Source organism: Halomonas saccharevitans (assembly GCF_032333995.1).
In the GTDB taxonomy this organism is placed as follows: Bacteria; Pseudomonadota; Gammaproteobacteria; order Pseudomonadales; family Halomonadaceae; genus Halomonas; species Halomonas saccharevitans.
The window spans coordinates 150,185-171,895 of the sequence record NZ_JAVXUR010000004.1; the positions used below are offsets into that span (position 1 = coordinate 150,185).

Here is a 21,711-nt window from a genome sequence, read left to right on the forward strand (position 1 = left end):
TACGCACTTGGGCATGACGATTATCATGCGTGATGGCCCGGTTTGAAATGAATCATCATAGTAAGCGGAAGAACGCACGGATCAGGCAGGGGCATGGCACACGATGCGACTAAGAGCACCCGGTAAGGGACTGATCGGTGTCGATATCACCTCGGCTACCGTCAAGGTCATCGAGCTGAAGCGCGCGGGTGGCCACTATCAGGTGGAAAGCTACGCCGTGCGGCCTCTGCGCGAGGGCGCCGTGATCGAGCGGCGGATCCGCGACATGCCGGCCGTGGTGGACGCCCTCAGACGGGCCGTGGATCATGCCCGGCCCGGCAGCCGCAACGCCGCCGTGGCCGTGCCGGCCGGTGCCGCGATCACCAAGGTGCTGTCCTTTCCCGCCTCGCTGGACGATGGCGAGATCGAGACGCGCATCCAGCTCGAGTCGGACCGACACATTCCGTTTCCGTTCAATGAAGTCGCCTTCGATTTCCAGCGCCTCGGCCTCAATTCACGCTACGGTGATCAGCAGGACGTCCTGCTGGTGGCCTGTCGCCAGCAGGACGTCAACCAGTTGACCGACGCGGTGCTGCAGGCGGGACTCACCCCGGCGGCCGTCGACGTCGAGACCTTCGCCGTGGAGCGCGCCTTTCAGGAGCTTCGCCATCAGCTGCCGTCGGAGGGTGGCGAGCAAGAGTGCGTGGCGCTGGTCGACATCGGTGCCACCATGAACGCCTTTCAGGTGCTGCGCGACGGGCGCGTCACCTACAGCCGCGACACCGTCTTCGGCGGCCGCCAGCTGACCGACGAGATCCAGAACCGCTATGGGCTGACCCTCGAGGAGGCGGGGCTCGCCAAGAAGCGTGGCGGCCTGCCCGACGACTACCAGCGCAGCGTACTCGATCCCTTCCTCGATACCCTGGTTCAGCAGGTGGGACGCTCGCTGCAGCTCTACTATACCGCCGGGCGCAAGCAGGAGGTGCGCCACATGATCCTGGCCGGCGGCACCAGCGTGCTGCCGGGCCTGGCCGAGCGGCTGGCCGAAGAGAGTGGTATGGAGGTGGTGATCGCCAATCCCTTTCGCCGCATGAAGGTCAACGCCCGGATCGACGTGCCGACCCTGGCCGGTGATGCCCCGGCCATGCTGACCGCCTGCGGCCTGGCGATGAGGGTGGGTAAATGACCACCATCGAGATCAATCTGCTCCCTTGGCGGGAGGAGATGCGCGCTCGTCGCGGCAAGCGATTCACCCTGGCATTGGCGCTGAGCGCGCTGGTCGGCCTGGGCGGCGGCTACGGCATGACCTGGCACTACGATCAGCGCTTGAGTGCTCAGCAGGAGCGCAATCGGTTCGTCGCGGCCGAAGCCCAGAAGCTCGACGCCGCGATACGCGAAATCAGCGAGCTGGAGCAGATTCGACAAACCATGGAGTCCCAGGTGCGGGTCTTCACGGCGCTCCAGACCGGGCGCGCGCAGACCGTTCACGTCTTCAACGACCTGGTGGATAGCCTTGTCGACGGGGTGCATTACACCGGGCTCGATCGACAGGGAGACACGCTACGAATGACCGGCGTGGCCGAGAACAATCGGCAAGTCTCCGACCAGCTGCGGGCGCTGGATGCGGCGGCCTCCCTCTCTCGGCCAGTGCTGTCCGAGGTCGAAGTCGAGCAGGAGGGAGCGCTTCGGCGTTTCAGCTTGAGCCTCACTCAGCACCTGCCGTCTGCGCCCGATGACGCGCCGGGGGGAGAGCCATGAGGTGGGCAGATGAGTGGCGCCGACTGAAAAGCGTCGACTGGGGCGAGTTGGATATCAAGGAGGCCGGTAGCTGGCCCTTCTTGCTGCAGCTGATCTGCTGCGTGCTGACGCTGAGTCTGACCCTGGCCGGCATGTACTGGTATCTGGGGGCGCCCAAGGCCGAGGCGCTGGAGCAGGCCAGGGCGGAAGAGGCGCGGCTGATCGGGAATTATCGAAGCAAGGCGGCGCAGGCGGCGCATCTAGACGTCATGCGTGAAGAGATGGCCGTGCTCGATGAGCGCATGGGCGATCTTCGCGAGATGCTGCCCACGGATGCCGAGGTGCCGTCGTTGATCGATAACATCAGCGAAGCGGCGATCAGTAACCAGCTTTCCATCGAATTCATCCGCCTGCGCAGTCCCGTCGCCCAGGAGTTCTACCTTGAGCAGCCGTTCGATATCCGCGTGCAGGGCGGCTATCACAGCATCGCGAAATTTCTGGCCACGGTCGCCGGCTTGCCGCGCATCGTCACCCAGCATGATCTGACGCTCGAGCCCGTCGAGGAAGCGCAGGGCCAGCAACTGCAGCTCTCCATGCTCGCCCGCACCTACAGCTACCGCCAGCCCGACGAGGAGGCCCCGTGACCCGTATCAGTCTGCGATACGCGTTTCTCGCCGTCGGCATGGGGCTGTTAGTTGGCTGCGCGGATCCTGAGTTGCGCCAACTCGAACAGCGGCTGGTCGAGGTGCGAGCGAATCCGGGGGAGGTGCCCCAGCTGGACCTCCCGGACATTCCGCCGATCGATCGGGTGTCGTACGTTGGCAACGAGGCTCGCAGCCCCTTCGTCCCGCATCGCATGCAGGATCGGCGAGTGGCTCCGCAGGCCGGCGACCTGGCACCCTCTTCGGATCGCCCGCGAGCGCCGCTCGAGGCCTACGATCTCGCCGAGCTGGATCTGGTGGGGATATTGACGGTGGGCGGTAAGCCGTCGGCGCTGGTGCGCGGGCCCGGCGGCAAGGTCCATCGAGTGGGGGTCGGCGACTACATGGGCCACGATCACGGGCGCATCGTGAGCATCACCGAGTCCTCTCTGGTGCTGGTGGAGACCGTGCTGGAAAACAATACCTGGCAGGAGCGCTCCAGGCAGATCGCCCTGGGTGAGGGCGCATAACACATTCATGCCATGCCACCGGACGGGTGGCTGGCCGGGGTCCGCAGGGAGAAGGGAACAATGCATGCGATGATTCGTGGTCTCGCCATCGTGGCGCTGCTGGCGGTCTCCACGGTTGCCGTGGCGGCCTCCACCCTCACCGATCTGGCCTTTCACCAAGCCAGCGACGGAGGCGTAGAGATAGCGCTCGACTTCAGCGGACCGGTGCCCGAGGTGCGTGGCTATCGTCTCGACGAGCCGGCTCGCCTGACCATCGACCTGATGGGCACGGCCAGCGCCCTGGAGCGCCGCCGCGAGGAGCTCGGCATGGGTGGCGTCCAGCGAGTCACGGCCCTGGAGGCGGGGTCGCGCACGCGGCTGGTCTTCGAGCTGGAGGGGCCCCTGCCCTACGACACCCGTCAGCAGGGCGATCGCCTGCTGCTCTCCATCGGCGGCGGGGCCGCTCAGCCGGCCGAGGCTCCCTCCACGCGGCCTACGGCGTCGTCGACCCAGCCATCGACCCAGCCATCGAGCCAGGCGTACCGCGAGCCCAGTATTCAGGACATCGACTTTCGCCGCGGCGATGGCGGCGCGGGACGGCTGGTCGTCACCTTCGATCGCTCCGGCGTGGATGCGCGTGTGCGCGAGAGCGGCCAGCGCATCATCGCCGACCTGCGCGATGTTCGGCTGCCGGCCTCGCTGGATCAGGTCTATGACGTCAGCGACTTCGGCACGCCGCTCAAGCGCGTCGTCCCGCGCGTCGGGCGCGACGGCGTGACCCTGGAGATCGAGGGCGAGGGGCGATTCGCCATGCTCTCCACTCTGACCGGCCGCCAGCTGGTGATCGAGGCCGAGCCGGTCACCCAGGCGCAGCAGGAGGAGCGCGTCCGCGAGCAGTTTCCTTATACTGGCGAGCGCATCACCCTCAATTTCCAGGACATCGAGGTACGCTCGGTGCTGGCGATCATCGCCGATTTCACCGGCCTCAACCTGGTGGCCAGCGACAGCGTCACCGGCAGCGTCACCCTCAATCTGCAGAACGTGCCCTGGGATCAGGCCCTGGATCTGGTGCTCAAGAGTCACGGCCTGGCCAGCCGTCAGCAGGGCAACGTCATCGTGGTGGCGCCGGCCGCGGAGCTGGCGCAGCGTGAACAGATCGAGCTGCAGACGCGTGAGCAGCTCGAGACGCTAGCGCCGCTGGAGTCAGAGTACGTCCAGGTCAAGTACGCCAAGGCCGAGAATCTGGCGCGCCTGCTGCGCGGAGGCGATCAGGGCTTCGGCCTGCTCTCCGAGCGCGGCAAGGTGGCGGTCGATGCGCGCACCAATACCCTGCTGATTCAGGATACCGCCGAGAATATCGACGACGTCCTCGCGACCTTCGAGACCCTGGACGTGGCGGTGCGTCAGGTGCAGATCGAGGCGCGTATCGTCATCGCGCGCGATAGCGCCACCCGCGAGCTGGGCGTCAACTGGGGGCTCTCCAATAACGAGGTTGATCCAACCAATGGGCTCAACGCCGACGGCGCCTCTAGTGGCAGTGCCGACAACGGCGGCCTGGCCGTTGACCTGGGGGGCGATCGCGATCCCGCCACGTCCTTCGCCTTTGGTTACCTGTCCGGCGATGTCCTGCTCGATCTCGAGCTGCGTGCCCTGGAGAGCGAGGGCAAGAGCCAGACCATCTCCCAGCCGCGGGTGATCACCGCCGATCAGCGTACCGCGGTGATCAAGCAGGGCACCGAGATCCCCTATCAGGAGGCCTCCTCCAGCGGCGCCACCAACGTCGAGTTCAAGGAGGCCGTGCTGGCGCTGGAGGTGACGCCGCAGATCACCCCGGATAATCGCATCATCATGGACCTGGTGATCAACAACGACACCGTGGGCGAGCTCTTCAACGGCGTGCCCTCCATCGACACCAACGAGATCGAGACGCAGGTGCTGGTCGATAGCGGCGAGACCGTGGTGCTGGGCGGCATCCTCAAGACCGACGAGGTGCGCAATCTCTTCAAGACGCCTTTCCTTGGCGACCTGCCGGTGCTGGGTAACCTCTTCCGCTATACCGAGAGCACCAATGATAAGGTAGAGTTGCTGGTATTCATCACGCCCCGAATACTGGACGACAACCTGGCCATTCGCTGATGCAGGGACTACCGAACCTGATACTGATCGGCCCCATGGGGGCCGGCAAGAGCACCATCGGCCGCCTTCTGGCGGCCGAACTGTCACGCGAGTTCTACGATAGCGACCACGAGATCCAGGCGCGCTGCGGCGCCGATATCCCCTGGATCTTCGACGTCGAGGGCGAGGCGGGCTTTCGCGATCGCGAGTCGCAGATGATCCGTGAGCTGACGCACTACGAAAACGTGGTCATCGCCACCGGCGGAGGTGCCGTGCTGCGGGAAGAGAATCGTCGGGTGCTGCGCGAGAGCGGCACCGTGATCTACCTGCTCACCACCGTGGATCAGCAGCTGCGGCGTACCGCGAAGGATCGCAATCGACCGCTGCTGCAGCGCCCCGACAAGGAGGCCGTGCTGCGCGACATGTTCGCGCTGCGTGACCCCCTCTACCGCGCCACCGCCGATGTGGTGATCCGCACCGACCGTCGCGGCCCGCGTGCCGTGGTCAACGAGATCGTGCGGCGCGTGTCGCGCCTGGTCGATCCCCTGCAATGCAAGGCCTGAGTCCATGATCGAGACCCCCGCAGCCCCGTCCACCCTCGAGGTGGCGCTTGGCGATCGCAGCTACCCCATCCATATCGGCCCCGGCCTGCTGGGCGACCCGCAGTGGCTGACGCCGCACCTGGCCGGGCGCCAGGTCATGGTGGTCACCAACGAGACGGTGGCCCCGCTCTATCTCGACAAGCTGACCCAGGGGCTTTCCGACGACCTCGAGGTGCGCACCCTGGTGCTGCCCGACGGCGAGGCCACCAAGACGCTGGCTCACGTGGAGCGGATCTGGGATGCCCTGCTCGACGCCGGCTTCAATCGCCGCTGCACCCTGATCGCGCTCGGCGGCGGAGTGACCGGGGATATGGTCGGCTTCGCCGCCGCCTGCTACCAGCGCGGGGTGGCCTTCGTACAGGTGCCGACCACGCTGCTCGCCCAGGTCGACTCCTCGGTGGGCGGCAAGACCGGTGTGAACCATCCGCGTGGCAAGAACATGATTGGCGCCTTCTGGCAGCCCCGCGCGGTGCTGATCGACACCGACACTCTGGCGACGCTGCCGCCGCGCGAGCTCTCGGCGGGGCTCGCCGAGGTGCTCAAGTATGGGCTGATCCGCGACGCCGACTTCCTGGCCTGGCTCGAGGCCGAGATGCCCCTGCTGCGGGGTCTCGACGCCGCCGCCCTGACCCGGGCCATCGAGCGCAGCTGCACGCTCAAGGCCGAGATCGTCGCCGAGGATGAGACCGAGCAGGGCGTCAGGGCGCTGCTCAACCTGGGTCACACCTTCGGCCACGCCATCGAGGCGCATCAGGGCTATGGGCACTGGCTGCACGGCGAGGCCGTCGGTACCGGCATGCTGATGGCCGCCGAGCTCTCGTGCCGCCTGGGGTGGCTCAGCGAGGCCGAGGTGGCCCGCGTGCGCACGCTCATCGAGGCCGCCGGCCTGCCGCTGGCGGCCCCTGCCGAGATGGTGGTGGAGGACTTTCTCGCCATCATGAGCCTGGACAAGAAAAACCTCGACAGCCGCCTGCGGTTGATCCTGCTGCGCACGCTGGGCGATGCCTGTATCCATGACGAGACGCCGCCACAGATCCTGGCCTCGCTCATCGAGGCCTTCCCTCGTCGCTGAGCGTTTGACGGTGCTCGGTGCCTTTCTTCGGTGCCTTGGTGCATCGACTCAATAGCCGTTCTATTCGACGCCCGCCCTTGCGCGGGCGTCGTCGTGTCTGGGGTGCGTCGGCGTCCTGGGTGGCGCTTCCTTTAAGCCATTCGCATGCCTCATGCCGGATCGGCATGGCCAAATCGCGGGCTGTTGGACTAAAGTCTAACGGTCTTTGCTTGGCGTTTAAGAATCGTTGTTCGGCTTTGCAAGCTATTGAGTTAGCGAGTTTTTTTGCCTGAGGCATCGTGCAAGTAGCGGATTTGGCGGCGGTTTTTCATGGGGGTGTCGGGTGGGGTCGATTGCGCGGTGGGCGCGCCTCTGGCTATGCTGGTCGGCCTTTTACAGAGCAGTCCCCGCTCCCGTCGGGAGCGACATGGAAAAAGAAAAACCGAAAACAATACCATGCGATGACTGCCAAAGAAACCACTCAACCCGAGGCACGCCCATGAACAGAGGTCTCCATCAGCCCGGCGAGTTCCGTGACAACTGCGGCTTCGGCCTGATCGCCCATATGGAGGGCCAGGCCAGTCACGATCTGCTCAAGACCGCCATCGAGTCACTGACCTGCATGACCCACCGTGGCGGCATCGCCGCCGACGGCAAGACCGGCGATGGCTGCGGGCTGCTGCTGCAGATGCCGGATGCCTTCATGCGCGAGGTGGCGAAGGAAGCGCTGGGCGTGGCCCTGGGCGAGCGCTATGCCGTAGGGGCCATCTTCCTCCCCGACGACGACGCTCGCGAGGCCCACGGGCGCGAGATCCTCGTCGCCGAGCTCGAGGCGCGTGGCCTTAAGGTGGCGGGCTGGCGCGAGGTCCCGGTGGATTCCAGCGTCTGCGGCCCCATGGCGCTGGACTGCCTGCCGCGCATCCGCCAGCTGTTCGTGGAACCGGGTGCCGAGGGGCATGAGCGCTTCGACGTCGATCTCTTCATGGCCCGCCGCCGCGCCGAGGAGAAGCTTCGCGACGAGCCGGACTTTTACGTCTGCTCGCTCTCCGCCGAGGTGCTCTCCTACAAGGGTCTGGTGATGCCGGTGGACCTGCCGGCCTTCTATCGCGACCTGGGCGATGCGCGCCTGCAGACCGCGATCTGCGTCTTCCACCAGCGCTTCTCCACCAACACCGCGCCGCGCTGGCCGCTGGCCCAGCCGTTCCGCCTGCTGGCCCACAACGGCGAGATCAACACCGTCGAGGCCAACCGGGGCTGGGCGAACTCCCGCAAGGAGAACTTCCTGAGCGAGCGGCTGCCCGAGATCGCCGGCCTCGACGAGATCGTCAATACCAGCGGCTCCGATTCCTCGAGCATGGACAACATGCTCGAGGTGCTGCTGACCGGCGGCATGGAGCTGCATCGCGCGGTGCGCATGATGGTGCCGCCGGCCTGGCAGAACGTTGAGCTCATGGACGCCGACCTGCGCGCCTTCTATGAGTACAACTCCATGCACATGGAGCCCTGGGACGGCCCGGCCGGGGTGGTAATGACCGACGGCCGCCAGGCGGTCTGCATGCTCGACCGCAACGGCCTTCGCCCGGCGCGCTGGGTGATCACCCGGAACGGCTATATCACCCTGGCCTCCGAGATCGGCACCTACGATTACGCGCCCGAGGATGTGGTCGCCAAGGGGCGGGTCGGCCCCGGCCAGATCCTCGCCGTCGACACCCACACCGGTGAGGTGCTGCATACCCCCGACATCGATCAGCGCCTGAAGGCCGCCTACCCCTACAAGCGCTGGCTGAAGCAGGAGGCCCAGTACCTCGAATCGGCGCTGACCGAGCTCGCCAACTTCCATTCCATGGACTCGGACGCGCTGCTCGTCCAGCAGAAGATGTTCCAGGTCAGCTTCGAGGAGCGCGACCAGGTGCTGCGCCCGCTGGCCGAGAGCGGCCAGGAGGCCGTCGGCTCCATGGGCGACGACACGCCCATGGCGGTGCTCTCCGGCAAGCAGCGCCTGCTCAGCGACTATTTCCGCCAGAAGTTCGCCCAGGTCACCAATCCCGCCATCGACCCGCTGCGCGAGGCGATCGTGATGTCGCTGGAGACCTGCATCGGCGCCGAGCTCAACGTCTTCAAGGCGACCCCGGAGCACGCCCACCGCATCATCCTGACCACCCCAGTGCTCTCGCCGCGCAAGTTCGCCGCGCTGATGCACCAGGACGACCCGGCCTTTACGAGCCACGTCCTGCCGCTTGGCTACGATCCCCAGGAGATCGGCCTCAAGGGCGCGATTCATGCGCTCTGCCGCCGTGCCGAGCAGGCCGTCCATGACGGCAAGGTGATCCTGGTGCTCTCGGACGCCGAGCTGAGCAAGGGGCAGGTGCCGATTCATGCGGCGCTGGCCGTAGGCGCCGTCCACCACCATCTGGGCCGCCTGGCGCTGCGCCCGCGCTGTAACCTCGTGGTCGAGACCGGCTACGCCCGGGACGCCCACCAGATGGCGGTGCTGTTCGGCGTGGGCGCCACCGCGGTCTTCCCGTGGCTGGCCTACCAGGTGATGGCCGACATGCACCAGGCAGGTGAGCTGGTCGGCAACCCCGCCGACGCGCGCGAGAACTACCGCAAGGGCCTGCAGAAGGGGCTCTACAAGATCCTCTCCAAGATGGGCATCTCGACCCTGGCCTCCTATCGCGGCTCCCAGCTGTTCGAGGCGGTGGGTCTCTCCTCGGAGGTGGTCGATCTCTGCTTCACCGGCATGGCGTCACGCATCGAGGGCACCGGGTTCAGCGAACTGCAGCTGCAGCAGGAGCTGCTGGGACGCGAGGCCTGGACGCCGCGCAAGGGCATCGCCCAGGGCGGCCTGATGAAGTACGTCCACGGCCACGAGTATCACGCCTATAATCCCGACGTGGTCACGGCGCTCCAGGAGGCGGTTCAGGAGGGCGACTACGCCAAGTGGAAGAAGTTTGCCCGGCTGGTCAACGAGCGCGATCCGGCCACCCTGCGTGACCTGCTCGCCCTCAAGCCGGCCGCCAAGCCGCTGCCCCTCGAGGAGGTCGAGGCCGTCGAGGACCTGCTGCCGCGCTTCGACAGTGCCGGCATGAGCCTCGGGGCGCTCTCACCGGAGGCCCACGAGGCGCTGGCCCAGGCCATGAACGAGGCCGGCGGGCGCTCCAACTCCGGCGAGGGCGGCGAGGATCCGGCCCGTTACGGCACCATCCGAAGCTCCAAGATCAAGCAGATCGCCTCCGGGCGCTTCGGTGTGACGCCGGCCTACCTGGTCAACGCCGAGGTGCTGCAGATCAAGGTGGCCCAGGGCGCTAAGCCCGGCGAGGGCGGCCAGCTGCCCGGTGGCAAGGTCAACGAGCTGATCGCCCGGCTGCGCTACTCGGTGCCCGGCGTGACCCTGATCTCGCCGCCGCCGCACCACGACATCTACTCCATCGAGGACCTGGCGCAGCTGATCTTCGACCTGAAGCAGGTCAACCCGGACGCCCAGGTCTCGGTGAAGCTGGTCTCCGAGCCCGGCATCGGCACCATCGCCACCGGCGTGGCCAAGGCCTATGCCGACCTGATCACCGTCTCCGGCTACGATGGCGGCACCGCGGCGAGCCCGCTGACCTCCATCAAGCATGCCGGCAGCCCCTGGGAGTTGGGTCTGCCAGAGGTGCACCAGGCGCTGCGCATCAACGGCCTGCGCGACAAGATTCGACTGCAGACCGACGGCGGCCTGAAGACCGGCCTCGACGTGGTCAAGGCGGCGATCCTCGGCGCCGAGAGCTTCGGCTTCGGCACCGCGCCGATGGTCGCACTGGGCTGCAAGTACCTGCGCATCTGCCACCTCAACAACTGCGCCACCGGTGTGGCCACTCAGATGCAGTACCTGCGCGACGAGCACTTCCGCGGCACCGTCGACATGGTCAAGCACTACTTCCGCTTCATCGCCGAGGACGTGCGCGAGCTGATGGCCCTGCTCGGGGTACGCCAGCTGACCGACCTGATCGGCCGCACCGACCTGCTCGAGGCGATCGAGGGCGTCACCGCCTCCCAGCGCAAGCTCGACCTGTCGGGCCTGTTGGGCAACGACTTCGTGCCCGAGGATGCGCCGCAGTTCTGTCGGGTGAATCGCAACGTGCCCCACGATCCGGGCGCCAAGAACCAGGAGGTCCTTAAGGCCCTCGAGGCGGCCATCGAGGCCAAGTCCGGCGGCGAGTTCGACTTCACCATCACCAACTGCGACCGCTCGGTGGGCGCGCTGATCTCCGGCGCCATCGCCAAGCGCTACGGTGAGGCGGGGCTCGAGGATGCCCCGGTCATCGCCCGCTTCGCCGGCGTGGCCGGCCAGAGCTTCGGGGTGTTCAACGCCCGCGGCCTGCACCTTTATCTGGAGGGCGATGCCAACGACTACGTGGGCAAGGGCATGAACGGCGGCAGGGTGGTGATCGTGCCGCCGGCCGGCAGTGCCTTCGAGAGTCACGAGACGGCGATCATCGGCAACACCTGCCTTTATGGCGCCACCGGCGGCAAGTTGTTCGCCGCCGGCACCGCCGGCGAGCGCTTCGCCGTGCGCAACTCCGGCGCCCATGCGGTGATCGAGGGCGCCGGCGACCACTGCGGCGAGTACATGACCGGCGGTATGGTCTGCGTGCTGGGCGAGGTGGGCGTCAACTTCGGCGCGGGCATGACCGGCGGCTTCGCCTACGTGCTCGACGAGGACCGCACCTTCGTCGACAAGTACAACCACGAACTGGTGGAGATCCATCGGGTGAACACCGAGGCCATGGAGGCCTACCGGCGGCACCTGCGGGAGGTCATCGAGGAATTCGTCGCCGAGACCGGCTCCGAGCGCGGCCGCGCGATCCTCGAGGATTTCAGCGACTTCACTCGCCACTTCTGGCTGGTGAAGCCCAAGGCGGCGAGCCTGAGCAGCCTGCTGGCCGAGTCTCGGCGCAGGCCGGAGTGAGTGAGGCGGCGTCAGCCGGAATGAGTAAGCCGTCGGCGTCCCGATCAGGTTCGTGTTCGTATAGAGGAAGAGTTTCATGGCCAACCGTTTGAGCAACGATTTCCAGTTTATCGACGTGGGTCGCCAGGACCCCGAGAAGAAGGCGGCGCGGACCCGGGCACGGGAGTTCGCCGAGATCTATGAGCCCTACAAGCCCCAGGAGGCGGCCGGGCAGGCGCATCGCTGCCTGCACTGCGGCAACCCCTACTGCGAGTGGAAGTGTCCGGTCCACAACTACATTCCCAACTGGCTGCAGCTGGTCAGCGAGGGCAACATCCTCGAGGCGGTGGAGCTGTGCCACAAGACCAACTCGCTGCCCGAGGTGTGCGGGCGAGTCTGTCCCCAGGATCGCCTCTGCGAAGGTGCCTGCACCCTCAACGACGGCTTCGGCGCCGTGACCATCGGTTCGGTGGAGAAGTACATCACCGACACCGCCTTCGCCATGGGCTGGCGTCCGGATCTCTCCAAGGTCACCGCGACCGGTCGCAAGGTGGCGGTGATCGGCGCCGGCCCGGCGGGCCTGGGCTGCGCCGACATCCTGGTGCGCAACGGCGTCAAGCCGGTGGTGTTCGACAAGTACCCCGAGATCGGCGGGCTGCTGACCTTCGGCATCCCGGAGTTCAAGCTCGACAAGACGGTGATGGAGCGTCGCCGCGCGGTCTTCGAGGAGATGGGCATCGAGTTCTGCCTCGGCGTCGAGGTGGGCAAGGACATCGCCTTCGATGCCCTGCTCGAGGAGTACGATGCCGTCTTCCTGGGCATGGGTACCTACAAGTACATGGAGGGCGGCTTCCCCGGCGAGGATCTGCCCGGGGTGCACAAGGCGCTCGACTACCTGATCGCCAACGTCAACCACTGCCTGGGCTTCGAGAAGGAGCCCCACGAGTACACCTCGCTGAAGGGCCAGCGCGTGGTGGTACTGGGCGGCGGCGACACCGCCATGGACTGCAACCGCACGGCTATCCGCCAGGGGGCGGCAAGCGTGACCTGCGCCTATCGCCGCGACGAGGAGAACATGCCGGGCTCCAAGCGCGAGGTGGCCAACGCCCGCGAGGAGGGCGTGGAGTTCCTGTTCAACCGTCAGCCGGTGGCGGTGGTCGGCGAGGGCAAGGTCGAGGGCGTGAAGGTGGTGCGCACCCGGCTCGGCGAGCCCGACGAGAACGGTCGCCAGCGCCCGGAGGTGGTGCCCGGCTCCGAGGAGGTGATTCCCGCGGACGCCGTGGTGGTGGCCTTCGGCTTCCAGCCGAGCCCGGCCCCCTGGTTCGAGACCGTGGGCATCGAGATCGACGAGCGCGGCCGGGTCACGGCACCGGAGGCGGGGCGTGCCCACCCGTTCCAGACCACCAACGAGAAGATCTTCGCCGGTGGCGACATGGTGCGCGGCTCCGACCTGGTGGTCACCGCCATCTACGAGGGACGTCAGGCCGGCGAGGGCATCCTCGACTATCTGCAGGTGTAAATAGCGGGTGACGCTCGAAGCCGCCGGTTTCGGTGGCTTTTTCCCCCGCGGCTTTCCCGGCGGCAGGTCTATGAAGGGGCGCTGTGAACCCCTCCTTGGGCGCTACCGACGCCGTCCCTGGCGTAGGGCCCCTTCACCGACCTGCCCCCGGCGCCGCTAGCCTCGTCGGCACCGCTTGTCGGGTGCCAGCAGAAGAGCCTCCATGCCGCTTGGCGCGCGGCGCTGAAATTGAGCCTTTGGTCGCATTCTGCTAGTCTGTCGTCCCATCCTGGCCCGGCTTCCTGCCGTGCCTACCGATCACGTTTCGACAGGTTCTCCATGACACGATATATCTTCGTGACCGGCGGCGTTGTGTCCTCTCTCGGCAAGGGCATCGCGTCGGCCTCGCTGGCGGCGATTCTCGAGGCACGCGGCCTCAAGGTCACCATGCTCAAGCTCGATCCCTACATCAATGTGGATCCGGGCACCATGAGCCCCTTCCAGCACGGCGAGGTGTTCGTCACCGAGGATGGGGCCGAGACCGACCTGGACCTGGGCCACTACGAGCGCTTCATTCGTACGAAGATGACCCAGGCCAACAACTTCACCACCGGCCGCGTCTACGAGCACGTGCTGCGCAAGGAGCGTCGCGGCGACTACCTGGGCGGCACCGTGCAGGTCATCCCGCACATCACCGACGAGATCAAGCGTCGGGTCTATGAGGGCGGCAAGGGCTTCGACGTGGCGCTGGTCGAGATCGGCGGCACCGTAGGCGACATCGAATCGCTGCCGTTTTTGGAATCGATCCGCCAGATCAGAAGCGAGCTGGGCGCGAGCCGGGCGATCTTCATGCACCTGACCCTGGTGCCCTACATCAAGACGGCCGGCGAGACCAAGACCAAGCCGACCCAGCACAGCGTCAAGGAGCTGCGCTCGATCGGTATCCAGCCGGACATCCTGATCTGTCGCAGCGAGGTGGAGCTCGAGGAGACCGAGTGTCGCAAGATCGCGCTGTTCACTAACGTCGAGGAGCGGGCGGTCATCCCGCTGCAGGATGCCGACACCATCTACCGCATCCCGCTGATGCTCCATGAGCGCGGCCTCGATGACATCGTCTGCGACAAGCTGCGCCTGGAGCCCGGCGAGGCGGACCTCGGCGAGTGGGTGAAGGTGCTCGATGCCAAGCTCAACCCGCTGAAGTCGGTCAACATCGCCATGGTCGGCAAGTACATGGAGCTGCTCGACGCTTACAAGTCGCTCAACGAGGCGCTGATCCATGCCGGCATCCAGTCGCGCATCAAGGTCAACGTCGACTACATCGACTCCGAGGACATCGAGCACCACGGCGCTGAGCGCCTGGCCGGCAAGGATGCCATCCTGGTGCCCGGCGGCTTCGGCGAGCGCGGCGTCGAGGGCAAGATCGCCACGGCCCGCTACGCCCGCGAGAACGGCATTCCCTACCTCGGCATCTGCCTCGGCATGCAGGTGGCGGTGATCGAGTTCGCGCGCCACGTGGCCGGCTGGAACGACGCCGACTCCACTGAGTTCACCCACGATACCCAGCACCCGGTCGTGGGTCTGATCACCGAGTGGCTGAGCCCCGAGGGCAAGGTCGAGCTGCGCGACGAGGCCTCCGATCTGGGCGGCACCATGCGCCTGGGCGGCCAGGTCTGTCAGCTCAAGGCCGGCAGCAAGGCCCGCGAGGCCTACGGCAGCGACGAGATCGTCGAGCGCCACCGCCATCGCTTCGAGGTCAACAACCAGTTCATCGGTGAGCTCGAGCAGGCCGGCCTGGTGGTCTCCGGCAAGAGCGTCGACAACTCTCTGGTGGAAGTGGTCGAGCTGGCGGATCACCCCTGGTACGTCGCCTGCCAGTTCCACCCCGAGTTCACCTCCACGCCCCGCGACGGCCACCCGCTGTTCACCGGCTTCGTCAGCGCGGCGCTGGAGCACAAGACGGCGCGCACGCGCGCCCAGTCCGCCCACCAGGAGTGAGCCCGATGTCGGCATCGAAAGGCGAGACCCCGGAGCGTCACATCGGCATTGCCGGCCTCGAGGCCGGCAACTCCCTGCCGTTGATGCTGCTCGGCGGCATGAACGTGCTGGAGTCCCGTGAGCTGGCCCTCGAGGTGGCCCAGACCTATGCCGAGGTGACCGCTCGCCTCGGCATGCCCTACGTCTTCAAGGCCAGCTTCGACAAGGCCAACCGCAGCTCCATCCACTCCTTCCGCGGCCCGGGCCTCGACAAGGGCCTGGAAATACTGGCCGAGGTGAAGGAGCGCTTCGGGGTGCCGATCATCACCGATGTGCACGAGCCCTGGCAGGCCGCGCCGGTGGCCGAGGTGGCCGACATCATCCAGCTGCCGGCCTTCCTGGCGCGCCAGACCGATCTCGTCGTGGCCATGGCCGAGACCGGGGCGGTGATCAACATCAAGAAGCCGCAGTTCCTGGCCCCCCACGAGATGCGCCATATCCTGCGCAAGTGCGAGGAGGCCGGTAACGACAAGCTGCTGCTCTGCGAGCGCGGGTCCAGCTTCGGCTACAACAACCTGATCGTCGACATGCTGGGCTTCGGCGACATGAAGCAGACGGGCTATCCCGTCTTCTTCGATGTCACCCACGCCCTGCAGCGCCCGGGCGGCCGGGCCGACAGTGCCGATGGTCGGCGTGCTCAGGTCGCCGAGCTGGCCCGCGCCGGTGTGGCGGTGGGCCTGGCGGGACTCTTCCTCGAGGCCCACCCCGACCCGGACAACGCCAAGTGCGACGGCCCCTGCGCCCTGCCGCTGGATCGCCTGGAACCCTTCCTGGCCCAGCTGAAGGCCCTCGATGACCTGGTCAAGGGATTCGCGCCGCTCGAGATTTCCTGATTCTTCCCAACGCTGACACGACAAGGACCAACAAGATGACCCATATCGTCGATATCCGCGCCCTCGAGGTGCTGGACTCACGCGGCAATCCAACCGTCCAGGCCGAAGTGCGCCTGGAGAGCGGCGCCATCGGCGTGGCGTGCGCCCCGAGTGGCGCCTCCACCGGCTCCCGCGAGGCCCTGGAGCTGCGTGACGGCGACAAGAGTCGCTACCTGGGCAAGGGCGTGCTGAAGGCCGTGGAGGCCATCAACGGCGCGATTCGCGAGCGCCTGATCGGCATGGATGCCTGCGATCAGAGCGGCCTGGACGATGCCATGCGCGTGCTCGACGGCACCGACAACAAGGCCACGCTCGGCGCCAATGCCATCCTGGCCGTCTCCCTGGCCGCCGCCAAGGCCGCCGCCACCGCTAAGGGCGTGCCGCTCTACGCCCATATCGCCGAGCTCTTCGGTCAGCCGGGCCGCTACCTGATGCCGGTACCCATGATGAACATCCTCAACGGCGGCGAGCATGCCGACAACAACGTCGACATCCAGGAGTTCATGATCCAGCCGGTAGGCGCGCCGAGCTTCCGCGAAGGCCTGCGCATGGGCGCCGAGATCTTCCACGCCCTGAAGAAGGTGCTCTCCGCCCGTGGCCTCTCCACCGCGGTGGGCGACGAGGGCGGCTTCGCGCCGAACCTCGCCTCCAACGCCGAGGCGCTGGCGGTGATCAAGGAGGCCGTCTCCAATGCCGGCTACGGGCTCGACAGCGACGTGACCCTGGCGCTGGACTGCGCCTCCTCCGAATTCTTTAAGGACGGCGAGTACAACCTGTCCGGCGAGGGAAAGACCTACGACGCCGCGGGCTTCACCGACTACCTGGCCGGGCTTTGCGACCAGTACCCCATCGTCTCCATCGAGGACGGCATGGACGAGTCTGACTGGGATGGCTGGCAGGCCCTGACCGACAAGCTCGGCGACAAGGTCCAGTTGGTGGGCGATGATCTCTTCGTCACTAACACCCGGATCCTCAAGCGCGGCATCGACGAGCAGATCGGCAACTCCATCCTGATCAAGTTCAACCAGATCGGCTCGCTCTCCGAGACCCTGGAGGCCGTGCGCATGGCCCAGGATGCCGGCTTCACCGCGGTGATCTCCCATCGCAGCGGCGAGACCGAGGACACCACCATCGCCGATCTCGCGGTGGGCACCTGTGCCGGTCAGATCAAGACCGGCTCGCTGTGCCGCTCGGATCGCGTCGCCAAGTACAACCGTCTGCTGGTGATCGAGCAGGAACTGGGCGACGGGGTCGACTACCCGGGACGCGCCGCGATCAAGGGCCAGTAAGCACCTCGAGTAAGTGTTTCAAGTAAGTGTTTCAAGTAAGTGCTTCGAGTAAGCGAACAGCGTTGCCTTTGGCGTGATCTCGTGTAGGAGATCGCTTACACGGTGACGAAGACATTCGCTATTCGTGCATCAGACAGGGCCGACCCCGCAGGGGGTTGGCCCTTTTTATTTTGTTGTTTTTAAAGGATTTTTTTGGTTTTTGGTCGCGAAGGGTAGGGTGCCGGGGAGTCTCGCAAGCCGCCGTTGGTGAGCTTGTGTGATCGGGCTGGCGTGTCACAATGCCTCAGGGATTAGGGAGAGCGGTAACGATTTCCGGCAGGATGCATTGGGATGCAAGTAAGAGTGATGCGCTCGGCGCGGCAGGACGCCGCCCCCGGGCAGGGACGTCATCACGGGAGTCGAGCGGAGGGAGCCGCTCAAGGATTGGCTGGGAGCGGGCGGCCTGCGGGCCGCCTTTTTTGTGGCCGAGAGTTTTTGTGGCCGAGAGTTTTTGTGGCCGGGAGTTTTTTTGATCGAGCGCTTTTTGATCGAAGGCTTATTTGACCGAGCGGTTGGCGGCTTGGCCCAGGACACTGCGACTACGCCGGATGTCGAGAGACATCCGGCGTAGTCGTGTCTGGCGGGCCCGCTCAGGCCGTGATCCTCAGCGCTCGAGCAGCTCCAGCTTGCCCGGCTTGCCGTCCCAGGTCTCCGCGTCTTCCGGCGGGTCCTGCTTTTCGCTGATGTTGGGCCACACCTCGGAGAGTTCGGCATTGATCTCGATGAACGCCTCCTGGCCCTCCGGCAGCTCATCCTCCGAGAAGATCGCCTCGGCGGGACACTCCGGCTCGCAGAGCGCGCAGTCGATGCACTCATCGGGATGGATCACCAGAAAATTGGGACCCTCGTAGAAGCAGTCCACCGGGCAGACCTCGACACAGTCGGTGTACTTGCACTTGATGCAGTTCTCGGTGACGACGAATGTCATGCCAGTCTCCCATTCTCCGGCCGGGGCGTGGCCGATAGTCATTGATTCGATATTGGTTATAAGAAAATCATTTCTTATAATTTCAAGGCTTTTGGTCGAGCCATTCTAGTCGCGGCACGGGGCCCCCGCAAGCGCGTCGGGCCGTCATTGTCGGCCATTCACAGCGCCTCTTTCCAGCGGTAGAGCAGCTCTAGGGCCTCGCGTGGCGACAGCGCGTCGGGATTGAGTTCGCCCAGCTGCTCGACCAGCGGATGGGGCGTGCTGGCGAAGAGGTCGGCCTGACGGGGTGCGCCGGTAGCTCGCTCGTCACTGGCCGCGGTCGTCGGCAGCCGGCTGCCCTGGTCGATCTCCTGCTGCTCGAGGATGGCCAGCTTCTCACGGGCGCGGGCGATCACCGCCTGTGGCACGCCGGCGAGCTGGGCCACCTGCAGGCCGTAGCTCTGGCTGGCCGGGCCATCCTCCACCCGGTGCATGAAGACGATGCCGTCGCGGTGCTCCGCGGCCGTCAGGTGCACGTTGGTCACCCCCTCGGCCTGCTCGGGCAGGGCCGTCATCTCGAAGTAGTGGGTGGCAAACAGAGTGAAGGCTCGGCTGCGCGTCAGGTGTTCGGCGCTGGCCCAGGCCAGCGACAGGCCGTCGAAGGTGCTGGTGCCGCGGCCGATCTCGTCCATCAGCACCAGGCTCTGGTCGGTGGCGTTGTGCAGGATGCTGGCGGTCTCGGTCATCTCGACCATGAAGGTGGAGCGCCCGCCGGCCAGGTCGTCCGAGGAGCCGATGCGGGTGAAGATGCGATCCACCGGGCCGATGGCGGCCGCATCCGCCGGCACGAAGCTGCCGGTATGGGCGAGCAGGGTGATCAGCGCCGCCTGGCGCATGTAGGTCGACTTGCCGCCCATGTTGGGGCCGGTGATGACCAGCATCCTGCGCGCGTCGTCCATGACCAGGTCGTTGGGCACGAAGGGCGCCTCGCTGACCTGCTCGACCACCGGGTGGCGCCCGCCGCGGATGTCGATGCCCGGCGCCTCGGGCAGCGACGGTCGCACGAACCCAAGCGCCTGGGCGCGCTCGGCGAAGGCGCACAGCACGTCGAGCCCCGCCAGCGCCCGGCCGGTGCCCTGCAGCGCGGCGAGCTCGGCGTTCAGGGTGTCGAGCAGACCGTCGTAGAGCAGCTTCTCCCGGGCCAGGGCTCGGGACTTGGCTGACAGCGCCTTGTCCTCAAACTCCTTGAGTTCGGGGATGATGAAGCGCTCGGCGTTCTTGAGGGTCTGGCGGCGCACGTAGTCCACCGGGGCGTCCCGGGCCTGGGCGCGGGGGATCTCGATGTAGTAGCCGTGGACCCGGTTGTAGCCGACCTTGAGGCCGGCGAGCCCGGTGCGCTCGCGCTCCCGGGTCTCCAGGGCCACCAGGTAGTCGCCGGCGTGCTCGGCGAGCCCGCGATGCTCGTCGAGCTCGGCATCGAAGCCCTCGGCGATCACCCCGCCGTCGCGGATCACCACCGGCGGGTTCTCCACCAGGGCGCGGTGCAGGGTGTCGGCGAGGTCCGGGTAGGGATGGATATGTCGCCGGAGCTCGTCAAGCGAGGTGCCCTCGGCGTAGTGCGTGAGTTCGGCCTCGAGGGCGGGCAGGGCGACCAGGGCGTCGCGCAGGCGCGCGAGGTCTCGGGGTCGCGCGCTGTAGAGGGCCACTCGGGCGAGGATGCGCTCGATGTCGCCGATCGCCTTGAGCGAATCGCGCAGGGGCTCGAAGCCCGCGTCGTCGAGCAGCAGCGCCACCGCCGCCTGGCGGGCGCCGACCTGGTCGCGGTCGCGCAGCGGGCGGTTGAGCCAGCGCTTGAGCAGCCGCGAGCCCATGGCCGTGGCGGTGGTGTCGAGCACGCTGGCCAGGGTGTTGTCGGCGGTGCCGCCGAGGTTGACGTCGATCTCCAGGTTGCGCCGGCTGGCCGCATCGATCACCACGGCGTCGTCGCGGCTCTCCACGCCAATGGCGGTGACGTGGGGCAGGGCCGTGCGCTGGGTGTCGCGGGCATAGTCGATCAGCACCCCGGCGGCGGTGAGGGCCGCCTCCAGGTGGGCGCAGCCGAAGCCGCGCAGGTCCTGGACCTGGAACTGGTCGCACAGGGTGCGCGTCGCGCTCTCGAGGTCGAACAGCCAGTCGCTCTGGCGGCGCAGGCCGCGGCGCTCCGCCAGGGCCGGCGGCAGCGACAGGCTCTCGGCGACCAGCAGCTCGGCCGGGTCCAGGCGCGTGAGCTCGGCGAGCATCTCGCCTTCGCCCTCGACCTCCAGCACGCTGAAGCGCCCGCTGGAGAGTTCCAGCCAGGAAAGCCCCCAGCGCTCGCCGAGCGGCGCCATGGCCACCAGCAGGTTGTCGCGACGGGCATCCAGCAGCGCCTCGTCGTAGAGGGTCCCGGGGGTGACGATGCGCACCACGCGCCGCTCCACCGGCCCCTTGCTGGTCGCCGGGTCGCCGATCTGCTCGCAGATCGCCACCGACTCCCCGGCAGCCACCAGTCGCGCCAGGTAGCCCTCGGCGCTGTGGTAGGGCACGCCGGCCATGGGGATCGGCTGGCCGGCCGACTGGCCGCGCTGGGTGAGGGTGATGTCGAGCAGCGCGGCGGCGCGCCTGGCGTCGTCGAAGAACAGCTCGTAGAAGTCGCCCATGCGGTAGAAGAGCAGCACGTCGGGGTGCTCGCGCTTGATCTTCAGGAACTGGCTCATCATCGGGGTATGCTGGGCGCTGGCCTGTGACATGGGCTTCCTTGGACGTCCTGTGAAGAGGGTGGCGAGTTGCGGGGAGACCGGCGTCGGGCACGCCATGCATGTCTCGGGCAAAGCCAGTATTCTACGCTCAAGGGCGGTCGACGTCAGGCCGCCGGCGGGTCACTATCGTCAGGGAGGAAGGCCATGACCTCGCACGCCGAGGATCTCGAGCGCCATGATCTACGGGGCCTCGCCGAGTTGCTCGGCGAGCGCTGCCGCGCACGGGGCATTACCGTCACCGCGGCGGAGTCCTGCACCGGCGGCGGAGTGGCCAGCGCCATCACCGCCGTCGCCGGCAGCTCCGCCTGGTTCGAGTTCGGCTACGTGACCTATGCCAACAGCGCCAAGGCTCGTCTGCTCGGCGTGCCCGAGACGCTGCTGGCCGAGCACGGCGCGGTGAGTCGCGAGGTCGTCGAGGCGATGGTCGTCGGCGCCTGTCGCGACAGCGGCGCTGGGCTGGGCGTAGCGGTCAGCGGGGTGGCCGGCCCCGGCGGCGGCAGCGCTGAAAAGCCCGTGGGCACCGTCTGGCTGGCCTGGGGGAGCGCCGAGGGGGCCGAGTCGGCCTGCCTTCGTTTCCCCGGCGATCGCGCCGCGGTGCGCGAGCAGGCCGTGCGCGAGGCGCTGGCCGGCCTGGTGCGGCGGCTAGCGCCTTCCTGATCGTCACCGGCTCGCCTCGACGCTGGTCGCGGCCCGAATTTTTCGCCATACTACTGTGCAGTCATACAGTGGTTGCC

General features: G+C 66.9%; 15 protein-coding genes. 13 read left to right on the forward strand and 2 right to left on the reverse strand.

All coding sequences use genetic code 11. From position 1 onward, the window contains the following. Positions 1-103: 103 nt before the first annotated feature. The 12 genes from pilM to eno all read left to right on the forward strand — a co-directional run bounded on the left by pilM (position 104) and on the right by eno (position 17,254). On the forward strand, positions 104-1,165 hold the full coding sequence (pilM, locus tag RSO68_RS11170) for a type IV pilus assembly protein PilM (RefSeq protein WP_089848487.1): 1,062 nt from the start codon (positions 104-106) through the stop codon (positions 1,163-1,165). Further along, a complete protein-coding gene (locus tag RSO68_RS11175) occupies positions 1,162-1,737 on the forward strand; it encodes a PilN domain-containing protein (RefSeq protein WP_089848488.1) in 576 nt (191 codons plus the stop codon). The genes pilM and RSO68_RS11175 overlap by 4 nt, the downstream gene beginning before the upstream one ends. Next, complete coding sequence (gene pilO, locus RSO68_RS11180; RefSeq protein WP_315586645.1) at positions 1,734-2,360, forward strand: type IV pilus inner membrane component PilO; 627 nt, start codon at positions 1,734-1,736, stop codon at positions 2,358-2,360. The genes RSO68_RS11175 and pilO overlap by 4 nt, the downstream gene beginning before the upstream one ends. After that, positions 2,357-2,887: a pilus assembly protein PilP gene (locus tag RSO68_RS11185; protein WP_245781478.1), complete on the forward strand. Its 531-nt coding sequence runs from the start codon at positions 2,357-2,359 to the stop codon at positions 2,885-2,887. Before pilO ends, RSO68_RS11185 begins: the two co-directional genes overlap by 4 nt. A 60-nt stretch (positions 2,888-2,947) precedes the next feature. Further along, positions 2,948-5,002: a type IV pilus secretin PilQ gene (gene pilQ, locus RSO68_RS11190; protein ID WP_315586646.1), complete on the forward strand. Its 2,055-nt coding sequence runs from the start codon at positions 2,948-2,950 to the stop codon at positions 5,000-5,002. Beyond that, positions 5,002-5,544 carry a shikimate kinase AroK gene (aroK, locus tag RSO68_RS11195; RefSeq protein WP_315586647.1) on the forward strand — a complete coding sequence of 181 codons (543 nt, stop codon included), beginning with the start codon at positions 5,002-5,004 and terminating at the stop codon, positions 5,542-5,544. Before pilQ ends, aroK begins: the two co-directional genes overlap by 1 nt. A gap of 4 nt (positions 5,545-5,548) precedes the next feature. Beyond that, on the forward strand, positions 5,549-6,655 hold the full coding sequence (aroB, locus tag RSO68_RS11200; RefSeq protein ID WP_315586648.1) for a 3-dehydroquinate synthase: 1,107 nt from the start codon (positions 5,549-5,551) through the stop codon (positions 6,653-6,655). A gap of 478 nt (positions 6,656-7,133) precedes the next feature. Next, positions 7,134-11,582, forward strand: coding sequence for a glutamate synthase large subunit (gene gltB / locus RSO68_RS11205; protein WP_315586649.1), 4,449 nt, complete (start codon positions 7,134-7,136; stop codon positions 11,580-11,582). A 76-nt stretch (positions 11,583-11,658) separates the two neighbouring features. After that, entirely contained in the window at positions 11,659-13,080 is a 1,422-nt protein-coding gene (locus tag RSO68_RS11210; RefSeq protein ID WP_089848494.1) for an FAD-dependent oxidoreductase, read from the forward strand. 318 nt (positions 13,081-13,398) lie between these two features. After that, complete coding sequence (locus RSO68_RS11215) at positions 13,399-15,054, forward strand: CTP synthase (protein WP_089848495.1); 1,656 nt, start codon at positions 13,399-13,401, stop codon at positions 15,052-15,054. 5 nt (positions 15,055-15,059) lie between these two features. Further along, positions 15,060-15,926 (forward strand): 3-deoxy-8-phosphooctulonate synthase, encoded by an 867-nt coding sequence (kdsA, locus tag RSO68_RS11220; RefSeq protein WP_315586650.1) that lies wholly within the window; start codon positions 15,060-15,062, stop codon positions 15,924-15,926. A gap of 35 nt (positions 15,927-15,961) precedes the next feature. Next, on the forward strand, positions 15,962-17,254 hold the full coding sequence (eno, locus tag RSO68_RS11225; protein ID WP_089848497.1) for a phosphopyruvate hydratase: 1,293 nt from the start codon (positions 15,962-15,964) through the stop codon (positions 17,252-17,254). 643 nt (positions 17,255-17,897) lie between these two features. On the opposite strand, the gene fdxA is transcribed toward eno, so the two are convergent. Both fdxA and mutS read right to left on the reverse strand, forming a co-directional pair. Then, a complete protein-coding gene (gene fdxA / locus RSO68_RS11230) occupies positions 17,898-18,221 on the reverse strand; it encodes a ferredoxin FdxA (protein ID WP_089848498.1) in 324 nt (107 codons plus the stop codon). 158 nt (positions 18,222-18,379) lie between these two features. Then, complete coding sequence (gene mutS / locus RSO68_RS11235) at positions 18,380-20,968, reverse strand: DNA mismatch repair protein MutS (RefSeq protein ID WP_315586651.1); 2,589 nt, start codon at positions 20,966-20,968, stop codon at positions 18,380-18,382. A 153-nt stretch (positions 20,969-21,121) separates the two neighbouring features. Here mutS and RSO68_RS11240 point away from each other — a divergent pair, with 153 nt between their 5' ends. Next, positions 21,122-21,634: a CinA family protein gene (locus RSO68_RS11240; protein ID WP_315586652.1), complete on the forward strand. Its 513-nt coding sequence runs from the start codon at positions 21,122-21,124 to the stop codon at positions 21,632-21,634. Positions 21,635-21,711: the final 77 nt, after the last annotated feature.

What these genes read in the sequence shown, in the direction of transcription:
- RSO68_RS11175 (WP_089848488.1), top strand. Translation starts at nt 1,162, where the DNA reads ATGACCACCATCGAGATCAATCTGCTCCCTTGGCGGGAGGAGATGCGC.
- aroB (WP_315586648.1), top strand. Translation starts at nt 5,549, where the DNA reads ATGATCGAGACCCCCGCAGCCCCGTCCACCCTCGAGGTGGCGCTTGGC.
- RSO68_RS11240 (WP_315586652.1), top strand. Translation starts at nt 21,122, where the DNA reads ATGACCTCGCACGCCGAGGATCTCGAGCGCCATGATCTACGGGGCCTC.
- kdsA (WP_315586650.1), top strand. Translation starts at nt 15,060, where the DNA reads ATGTCGGCATCGAAAGGCGAGACCCCGGAGCGTCACATCGGCATTGCC.
- gltB (WP_315586649.1), top strand. Translation starts at nt 7,134, where the DNA reads ATGAACAGAGGTCTCCATCAGCCCGGCGAGTTCCGTGACAACTGCGGC.
- RSO68_RS11215 (WP_089848495.1), top strand. Translation starts at nt 13,399, where the DNA reads ATGACACGATATATCTTCGTGACCGGCGGCGTTGTGTCCTCTCTCGGC.
- fdxA (WP_089848498.1), bottom strand. Translation starts at nt 18,221, where the DNA reads ATGACATTCGTCGTCACCGAGAACTGCATCAAGTGCAAGTACACCGAC.
- aroK (WP_315586647.1), top strand. Translation starts at nt 5,002, where the DNA reads ATGCAGGGACTACCGAACCTGATACTGATCGGCCCCATGGGGGCCGGC.
- pilO (WP_315586645.1), top strand. Translation starts at nt 1,734, where the DNA reads ATGAGGTGGGCAGATGAGTGGCGCCGACTGAAAAGCGTCGACTGGGGC.
- RSO68_RS11210 (WP_089848494.1), top strand. Translation starts at nt 11,659, where the DNA reads ATGGCCAACCGTTTGAGCAACGATTTCCAGTTTATCGACGTGGGTCGC.
- pilM (WP_089848487.1), top strand. Translation starts at nt 104, where the DNA reads ATGCGACTAAGAGCACCCGGTAAGGGACTGATCGGTGTCGATATCACC.
- pilQ (WP_315586646.1), top strand. Translation starts at nt 2,948, where the DNA reads ATGCATGCGATGATTCGTGGTCTCGCCATCGTGGCGCTGCTGGCGGTC.
- mutS (WP_315586651.1), bottom strand. Translation starts at nt 20,968, where the DNA reads ATGTCACAGGCCAGCGCCCAGCATACCCCGATGATGAGCCAGTTCCTG.
- eno (WP_089848497.1), top strand. Translation starts at nt 15,962, where the DNA reads ATGACCCATATCGTCGATATCCGCGCCCTCGAGGTGCTGGACTCACGC.